The sequence below is a fragment of the Streptomyces sp. cg40 genome, assembly GCF_050320165.1.
GTDB classification, from domain to species: Bacteria; Actinomycetota; Actinomycetes; order Streptomycetales; family Streptomycetaceae; genus Streptomyces; species Streptomyces hokutonensis.
In genome coordinates this window covers 6,504,314-6,526,090 of sequence record NZ_CP190128.1, presented here as the reverse complement: position 1 = coordinate 6,526,090, position 21,777 = coordinate 6,504,314, and the positions used below count along the sequence as shown (strand labels likewise).

Below are 21,777 nucleotides of genomic sequence, written 5' to 3'. Positions count from 1 at the left end.
CGCCCTAGACGTCCTCGTCCTGGAACACCCAGGTGCGGTAGACCAGGAAGCGGAACGCGGACGCGAGCACGATCGACAGGGCCTTCACGAGATTCGCCTCCAGCGGACCGTGGAGGCCCAGCCCGTGGTAGCCGACGTAGAAGAGGCCGCTCTCCATGAGGACGCCGATGCCGCTGAAGGCGAAGAACAGGGCGATGCGGCGGGCGCCGGGGGCGTCGCGGTCGCGGTAGGTGTAGTAGCGGAAGCCGAGGTAGTTGGCGCCCATCGCGACGCAGCTGGCCAGGACGGTCGCGAGCATCGCGGGCCAGCGCAGTCCGTGCAGCAGGGCGTTGAAGACCGCGAAGTTGACGAGAACGCCGCTGCCGCCGACGATCCCGAATTTCACGACTTCCAGGACGACCTTGCGCACCGGCCTTACGGGGGCGGCGGTCGTACGTTCCTCGGTGAGGTTCAGAGTCACCTCACCAGGCTTAGCGGGGCTTGGTAAGCGCTCCCCCTGATTACCCCTAAGGCACCCCGTGAAAAGGCGCCCCGGACCATTGCGGCCCGGGGCGCCTGTGCCGTCGTAGCGACTACGACGGCGCGGTCGTACCTATTACGAGTGCGCCCGCAGGAGGGTGCGCATCGTCCGCATCGCCACCGACAGGTTGGCGAGGTCGAACATCTCCGAGCCCTGGATCTCGTCCAGGGTGGTGCGGGCGCGGCCGAGGAGGGCGGTGTTCTTCGCCTCCCAGGCGGTGAAGCGCTGCTCGGGGGTCGAGGTGCCGTTGCCCGCCGAGAGGATGTCGGCGGTCAGGGCCGCGTGGGCCGCGTACAGGTCCTCGCGGATGGAGGCGCGGGCCATGGACTGCCAGCGGTCCGCGCGGGGCAGCTCGATGATGCGGTCCATGAGCTGGGTGATGTGCAGGCGGTCGGCGAGGTCGTAGTAGACCTCGGCGACGTCCATCGGGTCCTTGCCCGTGCGGTCGGCCACCGAGACGATGTCGAGCGCCGGGAAGGCGGAGGAGAAGCCGGCCACGCGGGTGGCGAGTTCGGCGGGGACGCCGGCGCCGGTCAGCTCGTCGTAGATCTGCTGGTACCACTCCAGGTCCGCGCCGCGCAGCAGCTTGGGCAGCTGCGACCAGACCTGCTCGACGCGCTCGCCGAAGAACTCGACGGTCTCGGCGAGCTGGAGCGGCTGCGGCCGGTTGTTGAGCAGCCAGCGCGTGCCGCGCTCGCACAGGCGGCGCGAGTGCAGCCGGATCCGGGTCTGGACGGGTGCCTCGACGGTGTTGTCGAGGGCCTCGACGCCGTCCCACACCTCGGCCGCGTGGAAGATCGCGCGGGCCGCGGTCTGCGCGCGGACGATCTCCTCCAGGGAGGCCCCGGTCTCCTCGCGGAGGCGGTGCAGGAAGCTGGTGCCGCCGGTGTTGACCGTGTCGTTGACGAGGACCGTGGTGACGATCTCGCGGTGCAGCGCGTGGGTGTCGATCTGCTCGGCGAACTTCTCGCGCAGCGCGGTCGGGAAGTAGGCGTGCAGCAGGGTGCGCAGGTAGGGGTCGTCGGGGAGCGTGGTGTGCAGCAGCTCGTCGGCGACCGTGATCTTCGTGTACGCCAGCAGGACTGCCGTTTCGGGACTGGTCAACCCCTGTCCCTGGGCGAGGCGTTCGCGGATCTGGCGGTCGGTGGGCAGGAACTCCAGGGCCCGGTCGAGGTGGCCCTCGCGGACCAGGGTGCGCATGAAGCGCTGCTGGGCGTGGAGCATGTCCTTGGACTGGGCGAGCGCGTTGGCGATCGCGGTGTTCTGCGCGTAGTTGTTGCGCAGGACGAGCGCGCCGACCTCGTCGGTCATCTCGGCGAGGATCTTGTTCCGCTGCTTGACCGTCATGTCACCTTCGGTGACAAGGCCGTTGAGCAGGATCTTGATGTTCACCTCGTGGTCGGAGGTGTCCACGCCCGCGCTGTTGTCGATGGCATCGGTGTTGATCTTGCCGCCCTGCTGGGCGAACTCGATCCGGCCGAGCTGGGTCAGGCCCAGGTTGCCGCCCTCGCCGACGACCTTGACGCGCAGGTCGGCGCCGTCGACGCGGATGGCGTCGTTGGCCTTGTCGCCGACATCCGCGTGGGACTCGGTGCTGGCCTTGACGTACGTCCCGATGCCGCCGTTCCACAGCAGGTCGACCTGCGACTTGAGGATGGCCCTCATCAGGTCGGCCGGGGTCATCTTGGCGACCTTGTCCTCGATGCCGAGGGCCTCGCGGACATGGGCGTTGACCGGGATCGCCTTGGCCGTACGGGGGAAGACACCACCGCCGGCCGACAGCAGGTCGGTGTTGTAGTCGGCCCAGCTGGAGCGGGGGAGCTCGAACATGCGGCGGCGCTCGGCGTACGAGACCGCCGCGTCCGGGGTCGGGTCGAGGAAGATGTGCCGGTGGTCGAAGGCGGCGACCAGGCGGATGTGCTCGCTGAGCAGCATGCCGTTGCCGAACACGTCACCGGACATGTCTCCGACGCCGACGACCGTGAAGTCCTCGGTCTGCGTGTCGACGCCCAGCTCCCGGAAGTGCCGCTTGACGGACTCCCAGGCCCCGCGCGCGGTGATGCCCATCTTCTTGTGGTCGTAGCCCGCGCTGCCGCCGGAGGCGAAGGCGTCGCCGAGCCAGAAGTTGTAGCTCTCGGCGACTCCGTTGGCGATGTCCGAGAAGGTCGCGGTGCCCTTGTCGGCGGCGACCACCAGGTAGGTGTCGTCCTCGTCGTGCCGGACGACGTCCGCCGGGGGGACGACCTCGCCGGCCACCAGGTTGTCGGTGATGTCGAGCAGGGCCGAGATGAACATCTTGTAGCTGGCGATGCCCTCGGCGAGCCACGCGTCGCGGTCCACGCTCGGGTCGGGCAGTTGCTTGGCGACGAAGCCGCCCTTGGCGCCGACCGGCACGATGACGGTGTTCTTCACCATCTGCGCCTTGACCAGGCCGAGGATCTCCGTCCGGAAGTCCTCGCGCCGGTCCGACCAGCGCAGCCCGCCGCGCGCGACCTTGCCGAAGCGCAGGTGCACGCCCTCGACGCGCGGCGAGTACACCCAGATCTCGTACGCCGGCCGTGGCGCCGGCAGGTCCGGGATGGCCTGCGGGTCGAACTTCATCGAGACGTACGCGTGCGCGTGCCCGCGGCGTGCCTCCTGGAAGAAGTTGGTGCGCAGGGTCGCCTTGATGACGGTCAGGAAGGAGCGCAGGATGCGGTCCTCGTCGAGGCTCGCCACCTGGTCGAGCGCCGCGTCGACCTCTTCGAGGAGGGCGTCCACGATCTCGCGCCCGGCGCGCTGCCGGTCCGGGGACATCCGCGCCTCGAACAGGGAGACGAGCAGCCGGGTGGTGTGGACGTTGTTGCGGAGGGTGTCCTCCATGTAGTCCTGGCTGAAGGTCGAACCGGCCTGCCGCAGGTACTTGGCGTACGCCCGCAGCACCATCGCCTGCCGCCAGTCGATCCCGGCGCTCAGCACCAGCGCGTTGAAGCCGTCGTTCTCCGCCTGCCCGGTCCAGGTCGCGGCGAACGCCTCCTGGAACCGCTCGCGGCCGTCGTCACCGAGATAATCCCCGTTGCCGTTCTGCGACTTGGGCATCCGCAGCCCGAAGTCGTAGATCCACGCGGTCGTACGGTCCGAGCAGCGCAGTTCGTACGGCCGCTCGTCGACGACCTCGACGCCGAGGCGGCTGAGGACCGGCAGGACCGCGGAGAGGGAGACCGACTCGCCCTTGCGGTAGATCTTGAAGCGGCGCTCGTCGGGGGCGGCGCCCACCGGCTCGTAGAGGCTCAGCGCGAAGGCATGCTCCTCGGTGAGCTGTTCCAGGTGGACCAGGTCGGCGACGGCGGCGCGCGGGTTGTGGTCGGCCTTGTAGCCCTCGGGGAAGGCGTTGCCGTAGCTGCGCAGCAGTTCGGCGGCGCGCTCCTCGCCGCACTCGGCGTTCAGCGCCTCGCCGAAACCGTCGGCCCAGGAGCGGGCGGCCTCGACCAGGCGGGCCTCGATGCGGTCCTTGTCGGCGTCGGACAGCTCGGGCAGCTCGGTGCCCTGCGGGACGCGGACCACGAAGTGCAGCCGGGAGAGGATCGACTCGGTGTTCCAGGCGGTGAAGTCGACGCTGGTGCCGTCGAGTTCCTCTTTAAGGATGTCGATGATTCGGAGGCGTACGCCGGTGGTGTAGCGGTCGCGCGGGAGGTAGACGAGGGCCGAGTAGTAGCGGCCGTACTCGTCCTGGCGCAGGTAGAGGCGCAGTCGGCGGCGTTCCTGGAGGTAGAGCACGGACGTGACGATCGAGCGGAGTTCGTCGACCGGGGTCTGGAACAGTTCGTCGCGCGGGTACGTCTCCAGGATCTGCAGGAGGTCGCGCCCGTCGTGGCTGTTGGGCGAGAAGCCGGCTCCCTCCAGCACCTCGTCGACCGTGCGTCGGATCACGGGAACCCGGCGGACCGACTCGGTGTAGGCGGCGGAGGAGAACAGACCCAGGAAGCGGCGCTCGCCGACGACCTCGCCGTTCTCGTCGAACTTCTTCACACCCACGTAGTCGAGGTACGACGGACGGTGCACCGTGGAACGGCTGTTGGCCTTCGTGAGGACGAGGAGCTTGTGCTCGCGGGCCTTGGCGCGGGCGTCGGCCGGGAGCCGCTCGAAGGACGGGCTCACCGGGTGGTGGTCCTCGCCGGCGTGCTGCGGGTCGGAGCGCAGGATGCCGAGGCCGGTGCCGGGGACCGCGGCCAGCGAGTCGTCCTCGCGGAGCTGGTACTCGCGGTAGCCGAGGAAGGTGAAGTGGTCAGCGGCCAGCCAGCGCAGCAGCTCGCGGGCCTCGCCGACCTCGTTGGAGGGCAGGTCGGAGGCGGTCGGCTCGGCGGGCAGCTCGTCGGCCATCCGCAGCGCCAGATCGCGCATCTTCTCCCAGTCCTCGACGGCCTCGCGGACGTCGGACAGGACGCGCAGCAGATCGGCGGTGATCTGCTTCAGGTCGGCGCGGTCGGTCTCGCGGTCGATCTGGACGTGGATCCAGGACTCGGTGTGCGCGTCGTGCGGCAGCTCGCCGGCGGGCGGGGCGGTGAGCACCTCGATGAGCTTGCCGGTGAGGTCGCGGCGGACGACGACCTGCGGGTGGATCACGACGTGGATGCCGCGGCCCTGGCGGGTCAGTTCGTTGGTCACCGAGTCGACGAGGAAGGGCATGTCGTCGGTGACGACCTCGACGACGGTGTGGCTGCACGTCCAGCCGTTCTCCTCGACCGTCGGGGTGTGCACCCGAACGTTGGCCGTGCCCTGGGGTCGGGTCTCGGCCAGCCGGTAGTGGGAGTAGGCGGCGCCGAAGACGTCGACCGGGTCGCGGTCGGCGAGGTCCTCCGGGGCGGTGTGCAGGTAGTAGCGCTGGAGGAACGCGAGCACGGTGTCCCGGTCCGGGGTGCTCTCGTCCGTCTTCCCGGTCGGTAGGTGCCCCCCGACCGGGCTGTTCTCAGCTACCCGGGCAGCCCGTTCGAGCAGCTCGGCCTTGGCTTCGTCCAGCTTGGTCTGCATTGTCCTCTGGCTCCTGTCGCGCGCCGTTGCGTGACGTAGAAGGAAGTTCGATGTCTTCCCCTGCGGCTCGACGCCACGGCCCGGGGTGTCCGGTCTGCTCAGACGCTATGCCGCAAGGTGAGATGAGCGGTGGGTTATCAGCCATTTTCGGCACGCCCGAAGGGTGTGACGCTGCTCTCTGCCGCGCCGGTACCCGGGGTGTGCACGGCGTCCTGGGAGCCCTTGGAGCTCCGTCCCGCCCGCGCGGACCTGTGGGACAGGCCCTGGGACCAGCGACCGCCGCCCGGTCACGGATGTCGTCCGTGGTCGCCGGGCGCGGAGCAGGGGCGACGATGCCCCCGCGAAATATCGCGCTGATCACGCCACAAGGCTATCGCTCCTCACCGGGGGCTCGTCACGAGCCGGTTGTGTACAAAACAGAGGGTGGAACTTTGACGTTATGCACAGGGGCGTAGAGAGTGAAATCGTCGTATTCAAGGGCAGTCGGGACGGTGCCCGTGTCCGCGCGGCGAGGGCCCTTGGCAAGCGCTCCGGCGCGCGGGACGTTGCGTCACGACGTCCGACGCGGATGCATCCCACGGCAACAGAGGAGCGCACCGACATGACAGCGAAGATCCTCATCGTCACCGGCGACGCAGCGGAGTCGCTGGAGGTCCTCTACCCCTACCAGCGCCTGCGCGAGGAGGGCTACGACGTCCATATCGCGGCCCCCGAGCGCAAGCAGCTCCGCTTCGTCGTCCATGACTTCGAACCCGGCTTCGACACGTACACCGAGAAGCCCGGTTACACCTGGCCCGCCGATCTCGCCTTCTCCGAGGTCGATCCCGGCCAGTACGCGGCCCTCGTCATCCCCGGCGGCCGGGCCCCCGAGTACCTCCGCAACGATCCCGAACTCCGCAAGATCCTCAAGTCCTTCTTCGACACGGACAAGCCCGTGGCCCAGATCTGCCACGGCCCCCTGCTCACCGCCGCGATCGACGGCCTGCGCGGCCGGCGCGTCACGGCCTACCCCGCGCTCGAACTCGACATGCAGTCCGCCGGCGCGACCTTCCAGGACGCCGAGACCGTCGTCGACGGCACGCTGGTCTCCGCCCGCGCCTGGCCGGATCACTCCGGCTGGATGCGGGAGTTCCTCACGGTGCTGCGGGCGAAGGCGCCGGTGACGTGAGCCCCGGGGCACGGCGTCTCCTGGGCGTGGTGTCCCTTGGGGCACCGGTTTCGCGGAGGCGCCGTGCCCCGTCCCCCCGTCCCTCCGTCCCCCTGGTCCGCGGGTCGCGGTTACGCCGCCAGCCGCTCCGCCTCCGCGACGGCCTCGGACAGTGAGTCCACCACGGGCACGCCGACGACTTCGAGGCTGGCCCGGCTGTGCGAACCGCCGGTGTAGAGCACGGCCCGCGCCCCCACGTGCAGGGCGGCCACGGCGTCGTCGGCCGCGTCGCCTATCACCACCGTGCGCGCGGGGTCCACGTCGGCCAGCGCCTGGAGGTGCCGCACCATGTGCTCGGCCTTGCTGCCGCCCGAGGGCCCGGTACGCCCGTCGACCCGTATGAAGTGCGGCTCTATCCCGAACTCCCGCACAAGCGGGACGAGTTCGTCATGGACGTACATGCTGAGGATCGACTGACTGCGCCCCGCGGTCCGCCAGCCCGCGAGCAGGTCCGCCGCACCCTCGGTCAGCCCGCAGACGACCCGGTGCTCGGCGTAGTACCGGTGGAAGGTGTCGTCCATGACCTCCCACTCGGCGTCGGTGGGCAGCCGTCCGAGCAGCCGCTCGTAGAACTTCGGCACCGGTACGCAGTACAGCGTCCGGTACTCCTCCATCGTGATCGCCTTGAGCCCCAGCTCGGCGAACGCCGCGTTCGTCGCCCCGATGATCGCGTCATTGTCGTGGAACAGCGTGCCGTTCCAGTCCCAGACGATGTGCGCGTTTGCTTGCATCCCCATGCCAAAAACGTACCCGCCGCCACTGACAATCAAGAGAATCGCAGGTCAACGGCCGTCTCCGGCCGGATGACCGGCGCCGGACGGACGCCGGCCGGACGCCGCCCGGACGCCGGACGGGCTCAGTCCGCCAGCCCGACGAGGTTCGGGATCTCCTGCGTCGCGTACCAGAGCAGCTCGTGGTCCTCGGCGCCGTCCACGACGAACTGCGCGTCGTCGTCCCCGCGTTCCGCCGCCGGGAGCGCGTCGGCGGCGGCGCTCACGTCGTTCTCCGCGTCGCCCAGATCCACGTGCACGGCCGCAGCCTTGGCCAGCGCCACGGTTCCGGTCACCCGCACCTCGCCGAGGGCCGCCGGGTCGAGTCCGCGGTCGGGGTCGGCGTGCGCCGCGCCGTCGGGTACGTCGACGGCGACCACGACCCGCCGCCGGGGCGCGTCGGCGTCGGCCGCCAGCAGCCGGAGCGAGGCCAGCGCGGCCCGGTTCAGCGCCGCGTACTCCAACTCCTCGATGTCGTCGGAGAGATACCACTCGCGCAGCGCGGGCGTGACGGCGTACGCGACGAAGGGTCCCGTCCCCAGCTCACCCGTCTTGTACGCCTCGGCGAGACCGGGGAGGGTCAGGGGGACGTAGACGCGCATGGCTGGCCGCTTTCGTAGTCGGAGAGTGCTTCGCGGAGGAGGGTGCGATGCCTCCGGGAGGGCCTCCAGGATACGTGCGCGCGTCCCCCATCGAGTCCCCACCCGCACCACTGGAGGCGTCCACCCCACGCCGGAAATTCACCCGGGGCACTCCCGCACCGACGGGCCCGGAGGCTCACCAATCACTCGGATAAGTGAACAATCCGGCCCCTCCGACCCGCCCCACCACGTCCTTGCCGTCCTCGCCCCCGGCCCCGTACAAGATCCCCAACCAGCAAGTTACTTCCCGGTACATCCCGGGCCGACGACACGGGGACCCCCATGCACAAGGTCATGACCAGGACCGCCCAGCACACCCCGACCCGCCCCCCGACCCGCCGCGACCCCCGCCGCCCGGGCACGGCTTCCCCGCGCGGACAGGGCGGGGGCACGTCCCGTACGACGACCGGCGAGGCGCTGCCGATCGTGTCCGACGCGGTCGGGGACTCGCGTCTCGCGACGCCCGGAAGCGAGGCGGCCGACGTCGCGGCCCCGGCGCCCCGCGTGGCCTCGCCCTCCGCGACGGCGGGCCGGAGCGCGGCCCGCACGGCCCCCGGGGACGGCCGCCCACCGGCCGCCCCGGGCCGCAGCCCTCGTACGCCGGCGGCGGGCCGGAGCGGGGCGCGCACGTCTCCCACAGCCGCGTCGGACCAGAGTGCAGCCCGTACGACGCCCACGGTCACGTCCGGCCGGGCCCCGGCCCCGGCCCCGACGGCTCTGGCGCCGGTGCCAGGCCGCGGCACAGCCACTGCCGCGCCAACTCCCGCCGCCGGCCGGGCCGTACCCCGCACCGTGCCCGCCCAGGCCGCACCGAGCCGCGTTCCGCAGCCCCGCCCCACCGATCTCTTCGCCGACCGCCTGCTCGCCGTACTGAGCGGCCAGCGGCCCGTCCACTGGATGCTCCGGCACACCGCCGGCCGCGCCTACGACGAACTGATCCGGCTCGCCGAACACGGCCCCCTGCGTGCCACCCGGGGCACCCGCCCGGTGGTCCGCGACATCGGCTACTACGTCGCCCGCCCCGGCGCCGTGGAGGCCTTCGCACGGATCAGCGCCGGTGACCAGGTACGGGCGATGGCCTTCCGCCTGGAGCGTGGCGCGGACCTCCGCTGGCGCTGCACGGCGGTGGAACTGGGCGGCCCGCGCGCTCCGCACGGCCCGGACGACGACTGAGGAGGGTTTACGGCGGACCAGGGCTTGCGGCGGCCGACGGGGGCCCGAGGCCAAGGGCAGAGTCGCCGCCCTTCGGGGCGGTCGCACCGGGGCTGAGGGCAGGCAGTCACCCGCCGCACCGGTCACACCCACCGCACTCCCGCGCCCCTGGCTCTGACCCGCCTGGCACGCACGCCGAAGGGCCGGGCACCTTCACGATGCCCGGCCCTTCAAGGTCTCTCTGCGGGGAGCGGCTCCGACAGGCTCAACCCCTCAATCAGGAGCGCCTGTCACGCCGCCGGCCGCCCGCGCGGAGCGACCGTCACTTCTTGCGACGGCTGCTCCGGCGCCCCTGCTTGCGGCGCTCCGCGCGCGTGAGGCCGTCCGCCTCGGAGCGCACCGGCTCGTCGTCGCTGGTGAAGTCGCCCTCGACGATGCCGCCCTCGCCGTCCACGCTGGGCGCGGAGAAGTGCAGCCGGTCCGGCCGCTGCGGTGCGTCGAGGCCCTTGGCGCGGATCTCGGGACGGGCGGTCGCCTGTGCCGGCACCGTGTCCTCCTTGTCGAGGGACGTCGGCTGCGCGTCCTCGACGGGGACTTCCTCGACCTGCTGCTCGACCTGGACCTCCAGGTTGAACAGGTAGCCGACGGACTCCTCCTTGATGCCGTCCATCATGGCGGTGAACATGTCGAAGCCCTCGCGCTGGTACTCGACCAGGGGGTCCTTCTGGGCCATCGCGCGCAGGCCGATGCCCTCCTGGAGGTAGTCCATCTCGTAGAGGTGCTCGCGCCACTTGCGGTCCAGGACCGACAGCACGACCCGGCGCTCCAGCTCACGCATGATCTCGGAGCCGAGCTGCTCCTCGCGGCCCGAGTACTGCTCGTGGATGTCGTCCTTGATGGACTCGGAGATGAACTCGGCGGTCAGACCGGCCCGGTCCCCGGCCGCCTCCTCCAGCTCCTCCACGGTGACCTTCACCGGGTAGAGCTGCTTGAACGCGCCCCACAGCCGGTCGAGGTCCCAGTCCTCGGGGAAGCCCTCGGTGGTCTCCGCGGTGATGTACGCGTCGATCGTGTCGTCCATGAAGTGCACGACCTGGTCCTGGAGGTCCTCGCCCTCCAGGACGCGGCGGCGCTCGCCGTAGATGACCTCGCGCTGCCGGTTGAGGACCTCGTCGTACTTGAGGACGTTCTTGCGGGTCTCGAAGTTCTGCTGCTCGACCTGCGACTGGGCGGACGCGATCGCGCGGGTGACCATCTTGTTCTCGATCGGCACGTCGTCCGGGACGTTCGCCATGGACATCACGCGCTCGACCATCTGGGCCTTGAACAGCCGCATCAGGTCGTCGCCGAGGGAGAGGTAGAAGCGGGACTCGCCCGGGTCGCCCTGACGGCCGGAACGACCGCGCAGCTGGTTGTCGATACGGCGCGACTCGTGCCGCTCGGTGCCGAGGACGTAGAGACCGCCGAGGTCCTTGACCTCCTCGAACTCGTCCTTGACCGCCTGCTCGGCGTTCTCCAGGGCGGCGGGCAGGGCCTGCGCCCACTCCTCGATGTGCTCCTCGGGGTCGAGGCCGCGCTGCCGCAGCTCCGCCTCGGCGAGGTCGTCGGGGTTGCCGCCGAGCTTGATGTCCGTACCGCGGCCGGCCATGTTGGTGGCGACGGTCACGGCGCCCTTGCGGCCGGCCTGGGCGATGATCGGCGCCTCACGGTCGTGCTGCTTGGCGTTCAGCACCTCGTGCTGGATGCCGCGCTTGGCGAGCTGCTGCGAGAGGTACTCGGACTTCTCGACCGACGTCGTACCGACGAGGATCGGCTGGCCCTTCTCGTGCTTCTCGGCGATGTCGTCGACGACCGCCTCGAACTTCGCGACCTCGGTGCGGTAGATCAGGTCGGACTGGTCCTTGCGGACCATCGGCCGGTTGGTCGGGATCGGGACGACGCCGAGCTTGTAGATCTGGTGGAACTCGGCGGCCTCGGTCATCGCCGTACCGGTCATGCCGGAGAGCTTGCCGTAGAGGCGGAAGAAGTTCTGGAGGGTGATCGTGGCGAGCGTCTGGTTCTCGTCCTTGATGTCCACCCCTTCCTTCGCCTCGATCGCCTGGTGCATGCCCTCGTTGTAGCGGCGGCCGGCGAGGATACGGCCGGTGTGCTCGTCGACGATCATGACCTCGCCGTCGATGACGACGTAGTCCTTGTCCTTCTTGAAGAGCTCCTTGGCCTTGATGGCGTTGTTCAGGTAGCCCACCAGCGGGGTGTTCACCGACTCGTAGAGGTTGTCGATGCCCAGCCAGTCCTCGACCTTGGAGACGCCGCCCTCGTGGATGGCGACCGTGCGCTTCTTCTCGTCGACGTCGTAGTCGCCGGTCTCCTCCAGGCCCTTGAGCGGGTTGCCGGCCTCGCCCTTCTTCAGGCGGGTGACCAGCTTGGCGAAGTCGCCGTACCACTTGGTGGCCTGGTCGGCCGGGCCGGAGATGATCAGCGGCGTACGGGCCTCGTCGATGAGGATCGAGTCGACCTCGTCGACGATCGCGAAGTTGTGGCCGCGCTGCACCAGCTCGTCCTGCGACCACGCCATGTTGTCGCGCAGGTAGTCGAAGCCGAACTCGTTGTTCGTGCCGTAGGTGATGTCGCACGCGTACTGCTCGCGGCGCTGGGCCGGGGTCATGTTGGCGAGGATGCAGCCGACCTCGAGGCCCAGGAACTTGTGGACGCGCCCCATCATCTCGGAGTCGCGCTCGGCCAGGTAGTCGTTGACCGTGATGAGGTGGACGCCGTCCCCGGAGAGGGCGTTCAGATACGCGGGCAGGGTGCCGACCAGGGTCTTGCCCTCGCCGGTCTTCATCTCGGCGACGTAGCCGAGGTGCAGGGCGGCGCCGCCCATCATCTGCACGTCGTAGTGGCGCTGGCCGAGGACGCGCTTGGCGGCCTCGCGCACGGTGGCGAACGCCTCGGGGAGCAGGTCGTCCAGGGTCTCACCATCGGCGTAGCGCTGCTTGTACTCCTCGGTGAGGGCCTTCAGCTCGGCGTCGGAGAGGTCGACGAAGTCCTCTTCGATGGAGTTGACCTGGTCCGCGATGCGGTGCAGCTTGCGCAGGATCTTGCCTTCGCCTGCACGCATGATCTTCGAGAGGACGGACACGGGGGTTGGTCTCCTTGCCGGTCGGGCCTGGGACGGTCGGTTTCCAATGACATGGCTGAGCAACGGCCATCGTATGCGAGGACCCCGCCACGCCGGGAGCCTGCCGGGGACGCCGACCGTCCACTACTTCAAAAACGCTTCAAAGGGGACAACGGCCGGGAGTCGCCGATGGTGCCGCGTCGTTCCGAGGAATTGCGCGAAATGTGATCACCCGCTCACGCAGCGCAAAAGCATGGCGTCCTCGTACGCCCCCGAGCAGAATCGGCCGATGGAACCCGTCACGCTCACGACCGACCGCCTAGTCCTGCGCAGCGTCGGCCCGCAGGACACCGATGTCGTGTATTCCGCGGCCCAGGACCCCGAGATCCAGCGCTGGACGACGATCCCCTCGCCCTACCTCCCGGAACACGCGCGGAGTTTCACCGAGCAGCTCGTTCCCGAGGGCTGGGCGAACTGTTCGATGTTCACCTTCGGCGTCTTTCTCCCCGAAGGGGAGCTCGTCGGCATGCTCGGCATCACGATGCGCTCCCTGGGCGTCGGCGAGGTCGGCTTCTGGGCCACCAAGGAGTACCGCGGCAACGGCTACATCACGGAGGCCACCGTCGCCGTCTCCCGCTGGGCCTTCACCCGGCTGTCGATCGACCGCGTGGAATGGCGCGCGGAGGTCGGCAACAAGGGCTCCCGCGCGGTCGCCGAACACGCCGGCTTCACCATCGAGGGCACGCTCCGCTCCGCGATCAACAACAAGGGCGTACGACGGGACTGCTGGGTCGCCTCTCTGCTCCCCTCGGACCTGGGCCTGCCCTCGACCGCGCCGTACCTGCCCGCGCAGCCGTAGAGCGGTAGATCCGCAGGTCAGCCCGGGCTGTCAGTGGCACCCTCTATCGTGCGGAGACATGACGAGTGCCCCGCGCCCCACGACCGACCTGTCGGCAGCCGACGCCCGCCGCATCGCCCTGCGCGCACAGGGTTTCCTCGGCGCCCCCGACCGCCGCGCGGGCGTGCGCGGCGTGCTCCGCCATCTCGGCGCGGTCCAGCTCGACACCATCTCGGTCCTCGCCCGCTCCCACGAACTCATCCCGTACGCCCGCCTCGGCGCCGTCCCCCGCAAGACCGTCGAGGACGCGTACTGGACGCAGACGCACGCCTTCGAGTACTGGTCCCACGCGGCCTGCATCCTCCCCGTCGAGGAGTGGCCCCACTTCGCGTTCCGCCGCCGCGCCTACCGCGACCGGCCGCACTGGAACCACGACCTCCCCGACGGCACCTACGACCAGGTCATCAAGCAGCTCCGCGCCGAAGGCCCCCTCACCTCAACGGAGTTGGGCGGCGCCAAGCGCACCAGCGAGTGGTGGGACTGGTCCGGCGCCAAGGTCGCCGTGGAGCGCGCGCTCATGTACGGCGAGGTGGTGTGCGTGGAGCGCCGCGGCTGGAAGCGGGTGTACGACCTCGCCGAGCGCGCGATCCCGGACCGGCTGCTGCACGACGAGCTGGATGACACGGAGTGCCTCCGCCGCCTGGTCGGCCTGGCGGGCCAGGCGCTGGGCGTGGGCACGCGCGCGGACATCGCCGACTACCACCGTCTCAAGGGCGAGCAGGTCGACGCGGTGATCGCCGACTCGGGCCTGGTCCCGGTCACGGTGGAGGGCTGGGGCAAGCCGGCCTGGGCCGACCCGGTGGCCCTGGAGACCGCCCCGCGCGGTCGTCACCGCACCACGCTCCTGTCCCCGTTCGACTCCCTGATCTGGGAGCGGGCCCGCACGGAGCGGATCTTCGGCTTCACGCACCGCCTGGAGGCCTACGTCCCCAAACCGAAGCGGATCCACGGCTACTTCGCGATGCCGGTCCTCGCCGGCGGCCGGCTCGTGGGCCGCGTGGACCCGGCCCGCCAGGGCGAGACTCTGGTGGCCAAGCAGGTCACCCTGGACAGTGCGAAGGCGGTCCCGGCGGTCGCCGAGGCCTTGGTCGAGGCAGCGAGCTGGGTGAACTGCACGAGTGTGCGGGTGGAGCGCGTAGACGCCCCGGAACTGCACCAGCCGCTGACGAAGGAGGTGACCCGCGCCTTGATCGCCGCCCTGCGCTGACCGGAGTCGCGGTCACCGGATTTCGAGGATCTTCTCCCGCATCGCGTAGACGACGGCCTCCATCCTGGAGTGCAGCTGCAGCTTCTCCAGGATGTTGCGCACATGGTTCTTCACGGTGTTCTCGGAGATGAACAACTGCTTGGCGATATCGCGGTTGTTCATACCGGTGGCGACGAGTTTGAGAACCTCCAGCTCACGGTCGGTGAGCCGCGGCGCGGGCACCAGTCGGCGCTCGTCGGTGCGCTGGATCATCGACTTGAACTCGGTGAGCAGTTTCGACGCCATGGAGGGGCTGATCTGCGACTGTCCGTCGGCCACGGCGCGAATGGCGGTGGCCACCTCGTCGGTCGAGATCTCCTTGAGGAGATATCCCGTCGCGCCCGCCTTGATCGCGTCGTAGAGATCGGCCTCTTCGTCGCTGATCGTCAGCATGATGATCTTCGCGCTGGGCGCCACCTCCTTGATGGAGGTGCACGCCTCGATCCCGCCCCGCTTCGGCATCCGCACGTCCATCAGCACGATGTCCGGCAGGAGGTCCGCGGCCTTGTCCACCGCCTCGGCGCCGTCGCCCGCCTCGCCGACGACCTGGATGTCCTCCTCGGCCGCCAGCACGATCTCCAGGCCGCGGCGGAAGAGGGCGTGGTCGTCCACGACAAGGACTCTGATCGGCTCCTTGCGTGTCGAGCCCGCTTCCGGGCCCATGGCGACGACGCCATCGGCACCCTCGACATGCATCGGTCCGAAGCTGTCCGCCATCGTTCCTCCCCCTGAAGGCTGTGGCCTGTGATCCATCGCCATCGCCAACCCAAGGCAGCGGCCCACCGGTTGGGCCCTGTGCGGCCATGATTCCATGCCCGGACGACAGTGCGGTCACGGAGCGGGGCGCGAAGTGGTCGCACACCGGTGCCCCTGGGGGCGCACACGCGCTCCAGGGGCACCGGCTCAGCTGTCGCCGGGTGGGTCAGCCGCCCAACGTGCCGCCCGCTGCGGGCGGTTGCGCCTGGGTGACCATCGGGTCCGTGCTGAGGTGGATGACGCCGTAGTCGTAGGCGTGCCGCCGGTAGACGACACTCGGTTCCTTGGTCTCGGAGTCGACGAACAGGTAGAAGTCGTGTCCGACCAGTTCCATCTCGTAGAGGGCCTGGTCGAGGGACATCGGGGAAGCGACGTGGGTCTTCTCGCGGACGATGAGCGGGCCTTCGCCCTTCACTTCCAGCGAGCCGATCTTCTTGGTGGGCACACCGTCCGACTGCTCGTCGGGGGCGGCGTGGCCGTTGCCGTTGAGCGTCGCCGCGCCCGGGACGTGGTCGGGGACCTCGGCGGCCGTGAGCCGACGGGCACCGCGGCGCGTGTGACGCTTGTCGTGCTGCTTGCGCAGCCGGGCATCCAGCTTCTCCGCCGCGAGGTCGAGCGCCGCGTACGGATCGTTGGCCGATGCCTCCGCACGGATCACCGGACCGCGGGAGCGGAGCGTGATCTCCACCCGGTCGCAACGGTCGGCCTGTCGGGGGTTGGGCTCCTTGGACACCTCGACGTCGAGGCTGATCACCTTGCCGTCGAGCTTCTGGATCTTCTCCAGCTTCAGCTTCTCGGCCACGTGCTTGCGGAACCGCTCGGGCACCTCGGTCTTGCGGCCCTTGACGACGATGTCCACGCAGAACTCCGTTCCCGGATCACTCCGCTTCGCTGCGGAGCGTCTCCCTTTTGCACCAAGTTCCGGTCACCCCGGAACCTCGGACTCGGTGACTTCCACCTCCTCCTCCCCCATGGGCAAGATCTCCACCCCATGGCCGCGGCGATTGCAGAAAACCCGCGGCACGGCATTCGGATAGGAGAGGTGCGGCCTGCGCCTTTCTCTCACAACCGAACATATCTCGCCCGGACGGATGTCGTCACCCTCTACTGCGGCGTACCTCCGTTCAGGTGAATTGGCCCTGTCGTTACCTGCAACGACGCAAGTTTGCAGTCAGTTCCGGTTTATTTCGAAGGAATCCGGCGACGCCGCGATCACAGCTGCGCAGATCAGGTCACCAGGGCCGTTCACACCCACGGTTCCCGGTGCACTGAGTGCCATGTGCGGCCCCTTCTCCTTTGCTGCCTGCATCTGTTCCCCTCTGCCTTCCCGGGACACACCCGCGTACACAGCCGTGGTGGCTTCAACTGCTCCTCCTGGCCCATCGCGGGTGATCGCCTCACGCACGGCACGCGCCGCCTCCCGCAACGAGGCTCCCGTCGTCATCAGGTCGTCGACGAGCACGACCTGACCGCCGACCAGCAACCGGGCACCACCAGCGGCCACCTCCAGGGCGCCGGCGAGATTGTCCAGCCGCTGCCGGGAGTTGAGCCCCGACTGGTCAGCCACCCACCGCCGCTGCCGCAGCACGGCCACCACCCGGGCCGGCGTCCCGCTCCGCCGCAACTCCCCCGCCGCCGCGAGGGCGATCCGCCGCGCCGGATCGTGCCCACGAGCCCGCACTACGCCACGCGCGGAAGGCACGGGAACGAGCAGCACCGGTGCCTCGGCCCCACTCCGGAGCGGGGCGCCGCCTACTACCGGCCCGTGTCTCCCCGCAGGTGCCCGCCGTACTCCCACGGGTGCCTGCCGCGCCCCCGCTGCCGGCCCCGCAGCCCAGTCGTCCCACTCGCCCTCGCTGCCCTCGTCCCCCTCCTCCCTCAACTCACCGAGTCCTGGCACCCAGTCCCCGTCCGATCCCGCGGAACCTCCACCCCGCCCCGCCGAACTCCCTCGCTGCCCCGCCAATCCCCTGTCCTGCCCTCTCACAGCCCCATGGCACCGCATCCGGCACTCCCGGAGCCCCGCCCGCACAGCGCCCGCGAGAGCGGCGCCCAGTGGCCCCGCGAGGGCCAGTGAGCCCCGTTCCTTGTGGGCGAGGAGCATTGCGCGCACCTCGTCCGCGTAAGGAGCCGCCGCATACGTCGCCGGCAGCCCGGACGGCTCTGGCACCGGTCGCACCCGGCTCGGTACGGCCCCGCTCAGGGCGGCACAGCACTCCGGGCAGAGCACCGTGCGAGGCGTCCCGCAGCCTCCGCACTCGGCCGGCAGCACCAGATCCGTGAGGTCCCGCCACCACCCCCGCATGGCCACCACTGTGCCAAGGCCCTCGCCGACCGGCCACCCCTGTGGACAACCGGTGGACACCTGCCTGTGGACAACTCCGTCCACCCGCCGACAGCCGTCCCCCACACGAGTGCGGCCCCGCCCCGGAACACGCGAACGGCCGCCTCCCGCCGAGCCTCAGCCCGACCGGAAACGGCCGCTCCTCACTGCTTCACCCCAGGTCAACCGACAAGCGAATCAACCCAGTTGAACCGGTGATCGCCCTCACCCCGGATAAACCGGCGCCGACCCCGTCTTGACCACCTTCTGCCACTGCGCCCCGGTGGGCAGCCGTACGATCCCGTCCTCCGAGTAGGCCACCAGCGGCAGCTTCTCGTCCTCGGACGCGGCGATCTCCTTCACGCCGGTCAGGGCCGTGGGCGCCGGGCCCTCCGGAGTGGAGCCGTCGACCTGGACGTACCGCATCTGCTGCACGCCGCCCTTCGCGCGCCCGACCACCACGAGCCGGCTGTCCCCGGCCCACGACATGGCCGTGATCTCCTCCAGGTCCGGGGTCGCGGAACGCAGTTCGAGGACCGAGACCACCGGCTGCTCCCCGGTCGCGCCGCTCCGCTGGATTCGCCCGATCTGCAGGGACTGCTTGCCGTCCTTCTCCACGACGAGGGCGATCCGCACCCCGTCGGCCGCCACCCGGACCGACTCGATCCGGCCGTCCAGCCCCAGGGTGTCGACCGCGATCGGCTGGCCGGCGCCCCTCTGCAACAGGAGCAGCCGGGGGTTCTTCGGGTCCCGGTCGGCCACCCAGAGATCACCCTGCACATCCCAGCTGGGAGGCGTCAGCCGGTCGTCCGCCGTCTTGCCCTGACTGGTCAGCACGGGGTCCCCGAGGGACGCGCCCGACACCATCGACCCGACGTAGAGCGACTTTCCGTCGAGGCTGACCCCGGCCCCGCTCTCCTCGTCGCGCGACACCGCCACCGATCCCAGCGGCTTGGTGCCCTCGCCCATCGGACCCGGCACCGCCTCGGTGTGCGTGCCCCTGCTGCCGCCGGGTATCCGCACCACCCGGTGCTTGTCGTCGAGGAAGTACAGGTACACGGGGTGGTTCACGGGCCCGCGCGTCACGAGGGACTCCGCGTTGTTCTCGGAGTACACGCACAGCTGTGCGCCGTTGGCGGCCTGCAGCTCGACCTCGTCGACCGTCGGGGTCATGGTCTGCAGCGTGTAGAGGATCTGGGTCGCCATCTCGTTGCACCGGGCCAGCCCCACCCGCGAGGCCTTCTGGTTCAACGGGACGGTCAGCTTGTTCTGGTCGTCGGGGGTCAGCGAGGTGACCCCCTTGCGCAGGGCTGTCCCGGTGGGGAAGCTCGACCTGACCACGGGCCCGAGCCAGCTGGTGGGCCCGTCGAGGAGCGAACGCACCATCTGCGTCATGGGGTCCACCCGCCGCCGTACGAACACGGGGTCCGCCACGGCGATCGGCTGCGAGGTCGTCCCGGCCGTCGTGTTCGACGCAAAGTAGTACTTGTTGACCGACATGTAGTTGCGTTGGAAGTCCGAGCTGCCCATGACGACGCCCTGGGGCAGCCCGTCGATGCGCCACTGCCCGCTCTTCGCGTCCTTCACCAGGTGCACCCGCTGGCTGTACTGGCCGTCCGCCGGCGAGTACGCCTGCTGCGAGTCCACCGTGGCGACCCGGTCACCGGTGAGCGCGTACGTGAAGGCGTCGCTGTCATCCCGGCCGCCGGGGGGATGGACTACCTCCGTGCTCGGCCCGTCGGCGAGCACCGTGGTGGACGCCTCGGGCTGCCAGTTCCGCGCCGCCTTGGCGGTCAGGTACAGGCGTGCCGTCTTATAGTTCGGATCGTCGCTGGTCAGCGCCTCCAGGAAGCCCTGCACGATCTCCGCCTGCGTCGCGTCCTCCCGGGGAGGCATCGCGAAAACCCGCACCTGGGTGTCCTGCCGCGGCGTCGACTCGACACCCCGGAGGTCCCCGCTGTCCGGCATCGAGGCACATCCCGCCAGCACTACGACGCCACACACGACGTACGCCGCCGCGCGAGCCGGCTTTCGCCGGGCGCCCCCCTCGCGGTCAGCGCCCACGAGATGCCTCCCCCTGCTTGTTCGATTCCTCCGGCACGACGTCCGGGTCCGTCCCGCGCGCGGTGTCGTTCCGAGGCGCGTCCGCGGTCGGCCGGTCCTCCTGGCGCCGCGTGCCGCCGGTCGGCCGCGGTACTACGCGCGCGCCGTTGCCGGGCAGCGCCGTCGGGTCCGCTGTCGCGGTCGTGGCGGTCAGCCTCGGGGCGATCGGGGTCCGCGCGGGTATCGGCGGTCCCTGGTCGCCCATCGGCTGCACCGGGACCGTTGCGCGCTTGTCTCCGCCCCCGCTCGGCAGACCGGCGTCATTAAGTCCACGATTACGGCGTGAGTCCTTGGGCTCCAGGGGTATCGGCGAGCCCCGCAGCGGTTCGTCGGCGGTCCTCGGCAGCGTCAGCCGGAACTGTGAACCGCCGCCCGGCTCACCCCACGCCTGCAGCCAGCCGCCGTGCAGCCGCGCGTCCTCCAGGGCGATGGACAGCCCCAGGCCCGTACCACCGGTGGTACGGGCGCGTGCCGGGTCCGCCCGCCAGAAGCGGCTGAACACCCGGGTCGCCTCGCCGGGCTTGAGCCCCACCCCGTAGTCGCGCACCGCGATGGCGACCGCCCCGCCCGCGGTGGCGAGTTTGACTATGACGTCCTTGCCCTCGCCGTGCTCCACGGCGTTGACGACGAGATTGCGCAGCACCCGCTCCACCCGCCGGGCATCGGCCTCGGCGACCACGGGCTGCTGGTCGCCCACGACGCGTATCTGCGTGCCCTTGCGCTCGGCGAGCGGCTCGGCCCCGCTGATGACCCGCCGTACGACCTCCCTGAGGTCTATCGCCTCGGCCTCCAGGGCCGCCGCTCCCGCGTCGAAGCGGCTGATCTCCAGCAGGTCGGCGAGCAGCGTCTCGAACCGGTCCAGCTGGTCGGCCAGCAGTTCCGCAGACCGCGCGGTCATCGGATCGAAGTCCACGCGCGCGTCATGGATGACATCGGCCGCCATGCGTACGGTCGTCAGCGGCGTCCGCAGCTCGTGCGACACGTCGGACACGAACCGGCGCTGCATCCGCGACAGGTCCTCCAGCTGCTGGATCTTCAGCTGGAGGTTCTGCGCCATCTTGTTGAAGGCCTCGCCGAGCCGCGCGATGTCGTCCTCGCCGGTGACCTTCATCCGCTCCTGGAGGCGCCCGGCGGACAGCCGCTCGGCGATCCCGGCGGCCATCCGCACCGGCGTGACGACCTGCCGCACCACGAGCCAGGCGATGGCCCCGAGGAGTACGACGACGAAGAGCCCGGCCGTCGCCAGCGTCCCCTTGACCAGGCTCAGCGACTTCTCCTCCTGGGTGAGCGGGAAGAGGTAGTACAGCTGGTACGGGTTGTTGTTCGGGTCGTTGACCTGCTTGCCGACGACCAGCGCGGGCTGGGACTCCTTGCCGTTGCTGTAGATGATCCGGGTGTAGCTCTGGGCCGCCGAGGTGTTGTCGTTGACGCGGGCGCGCAGGGCTTCGGGCACGCTGGCGGACGGGTCGACGTACCCGGAACCGCGCGGGCTGCGACCGGCGCCGCTGTCCGCGCCCGCAGGCAGCGTCACCACGTCGAAGGCTCCCTGGCCGCCGCTGGACAGCGACGACACGAGGTCGCTCATCCAGGAGATGACGTTCTGCGGGGAGCTGCCGCCGGTCGCGGAGCCGTCGTCGGCGGTCCCGGTGGCCGCCTCGTCGGCCCGCTGCTTGGCCACGGCGAACCCACCCGTGGCCTGGCTCTGCGAGGCCTTCACCTTGGCGTCCAGCAGGCCGTTGCGCACCTGGCCGATGACGACGAAGCCCAGCAGCAGGACGACGCCCAGCGACATCAGCAGGGTGGTGACGACGACCTTGAGCTGGATGTTGCGCCGCCACAGCCGCATGACCGGCAGCAGCGGCCGGCGCACCCAGCGCATGAACAGGCGCAGGACCGGGCTGCCCTGGACCCCACCCTGCAGCAGCCCGCCCTCCAGCAGGCGTGCCCAGCGGGAGCCCGCCGCCGTCCGGCCGACAGGCCGCCCCGCGCGGGCCCCGGTCCCCCCGGGTGCCGAAGCGGCGCTGTCCCTGGACATG

Annotated in this window: 14 protein-coding genes; 4 read left to right on the top strand and 10 right to left on the bottom strand. The window is 70.2% G+C overall.

The genetic code is table 11. The features are described 5' to 3' along the window. Positions 1-4: 4 nt before the first annotated feature. Positions 5-460 (bottom strand): GtrA family protein, encoded by a 456-nt coding sequence (locus ACQHII_RS29330; protein WP_427922086.1) that lies wholly within the window; start codon positions 458-460, stop codon positions 5-7. 135 nt (positions 461-595) lie between these two features. After that, a complete protein-coding gene (locus ACQHII_RS29325) occupies positions 596-5,527 on the bottom strand; it encodes an NAD-glutamate dehydrogenase (protein WP_427922085.1) in 4,932 nt (1,643 codons plus the stop codon). Between the two features lie 601 nt (positions 5,528-6,128). On the opposite strand from ACQHII_RS29325, the gene ACQHII_RS29320 reads away from it, so the two are divergent. Continuing rightward, the gene (locus tag ACQHII_RS29320) at positions 6,129-6,695 is read left to right on the top strand and encodes a DJ-1/PfpI family protein (RefSeq protein ID WP_093627243.1); all 567 of its coding nucleotides are present in this window, start codon (positions 6,129-6,131) and stop codon (positions 6,693-6,695) included. 110 nt (positions 6,696-6,805) lie between these two features. On the opposite strand, the gene ACQHII_RS29315 is transcribed toward ACQHII_RS29320, so the two are convergent. Together ACQHII_RS29315 and ACQHII_RS29310 are read right to left on the bottom strand one after the other, a co-directional pair. Beyond that, entirely contained in the window at positions 6,806-7,471 is a 666-nt protein-coding gene (locus ACQHII_RS29315; protein ID WP_427922084.1) for an HAD family hydrolase, read from the bottom strand. Between the two features lie 119 nt (positions 7,472-7,590). Further along, entirely contained in the window at positions 7,591-8,106 is a 516-nt protein-coding gene (locus ACQHII_RS29310; protein ID WP_427922083.1) for a DUF6912 family protein, read from the bottom strand. A 333-nt stretch (positions 8,107-8,439) separates the two neighbouring features. On the opposite strand from ACQHII_RS29310, the gene ACQHII_RS29305 reads away from it, so the two are divergent. Further along, on the top strand, positions 8,440-9,318 hold the full coding sequence (locus ACQHII_RS29305) for an Rv3235 family protein (RefSeq protein ID WP_427922082.1): 879 nt from the start codon (positions 8,440-8,442) through the stop codon (positions 9,316-9,318). 301 nt (positions 9,319-9,619) lie between these two features. Here ACQHII_RS29305 and secA read toward each other — a convergent pair whose 3' ends face one another. After that, positions 9,620-12,436 (bottom strand): preprotein translocase subunit SecA, encoded by a 2,817-nt coding sequence (gene secA, locus ACQHII_RS29300; RefSeq protein WP_427922081.1) that lies wholly within the window; start codon positions 12,434-12,436, stop codon positions 9,620-9,622. Between the two features lie 268 nt (positions 12,437-12,704). Here secA and ACQHII_RS29295 point away from each other — a divergent pair, with 268 nt between their 5' ends. Both ACQHII_RS29295 and ACQHII_RS29290 read left to right on the top strand, forming a co-directional pair. After that, positions 12,705-13,274, top strand: coding sequence for a GNAT family N-acetyltransferase (locus ACQHII_RS29295; RefSeq protein ID WP_427922080.1), 570 nt, complete (start codon positions 12,705-12,707; stop codon positions 13,272-13,274). 58 nt (positions 13,275-13,332) lie between these two features. Beyond that, a complete protein-coding gene (locus tag ACQHII_RS29290; RefSeq protein ID WP_427922079.1) occupies positions 13,333-14,520 on the top strand; it encodes a winged helix-turn-helix domain-containing protein in 1,188 nt (395 codons plus the stop codon). Between the two features lie 12 nt (positions 14,521-14,532). On the opposite strand, the gene ACQHII_RS29285 is transcribed toward ACQHII_RS29290, so the two are convergent. The 5 genes from ACQHII_RS29285 to mtrB all read right to left on the bottom strand — a co-directional run bounded on the left by ACQHII_RS29285 (position 14,533) and on the right by mtrB (position 21,776). Then, positions 14,533-15,276: a response regulator gene (locus ACQHII_RS29285; RefSeq protein ID WP_427922078.1), complete on the bottom strand. Its 744-nt coding sequence runs from the start codon at positions 15,274-15,276 to the stop codon at positions 14,533-14,535. 205 nt (positions 15,277-15,481) lie between these two features. Continuing rightward, positions 15,482-16,174, bottom strand: a complete 693-nt coding sequence (gene hpf / locus ACQHII_RS29280; protein ID WP_019066020.1) for a ribosome hibernation-promoting factor, HPF/YfiA family — start codon at positions 16,172-16,174, stop codon at positions 15,482-15,484. Between the two features lie 312 nt (positions 16,175-16,486). Next, positions 16,487-17,620: a ComF family protein gene (locus ACQHII_RS29275; RefSeq protein ID WP_427922077.1), complete on the bottom strand. Its 1,134-nt coding sequence runs from the start codon at positions 17,618-17,620 to the stop codon at positions 16,487-16,489. A gap of 243 nt (positions 17,621-17,863) precedes the next feature. Beyond that, positions 17,864-19,702 carry an LpqB family beta-propeller domain-containing protein gene (locus ACQHII_RS29270; RefSeq protein ID WP_427922076.1) on the bottom strand — a complete coding sequence of 613 codons (1,839 nt, stop codon included), beginning with the start codon at positions 19,700-19,702 and terminating at the stop codon, positions 17,864-17,866. Beyond that, the gene (gene mtrB / locus ACQHII_RS29265; RefSeq protein WP_427922075.1) at positions 19,692-21,776 is read right to left on the bottom strand and encodes an MtrAB system histidine kinase MtrB; all 2,085 of its coding nucleotides are present in this window, start codon (positions 21,774-21,776) and stop codon (positions 19,692-19,694) included. Before mtrB ends, ACQHII_RS29270 begins: the two co-directional genes overlap by 11 nt. Between the last annotated feature and the right edge of the window lies 1 nt (position 21,777).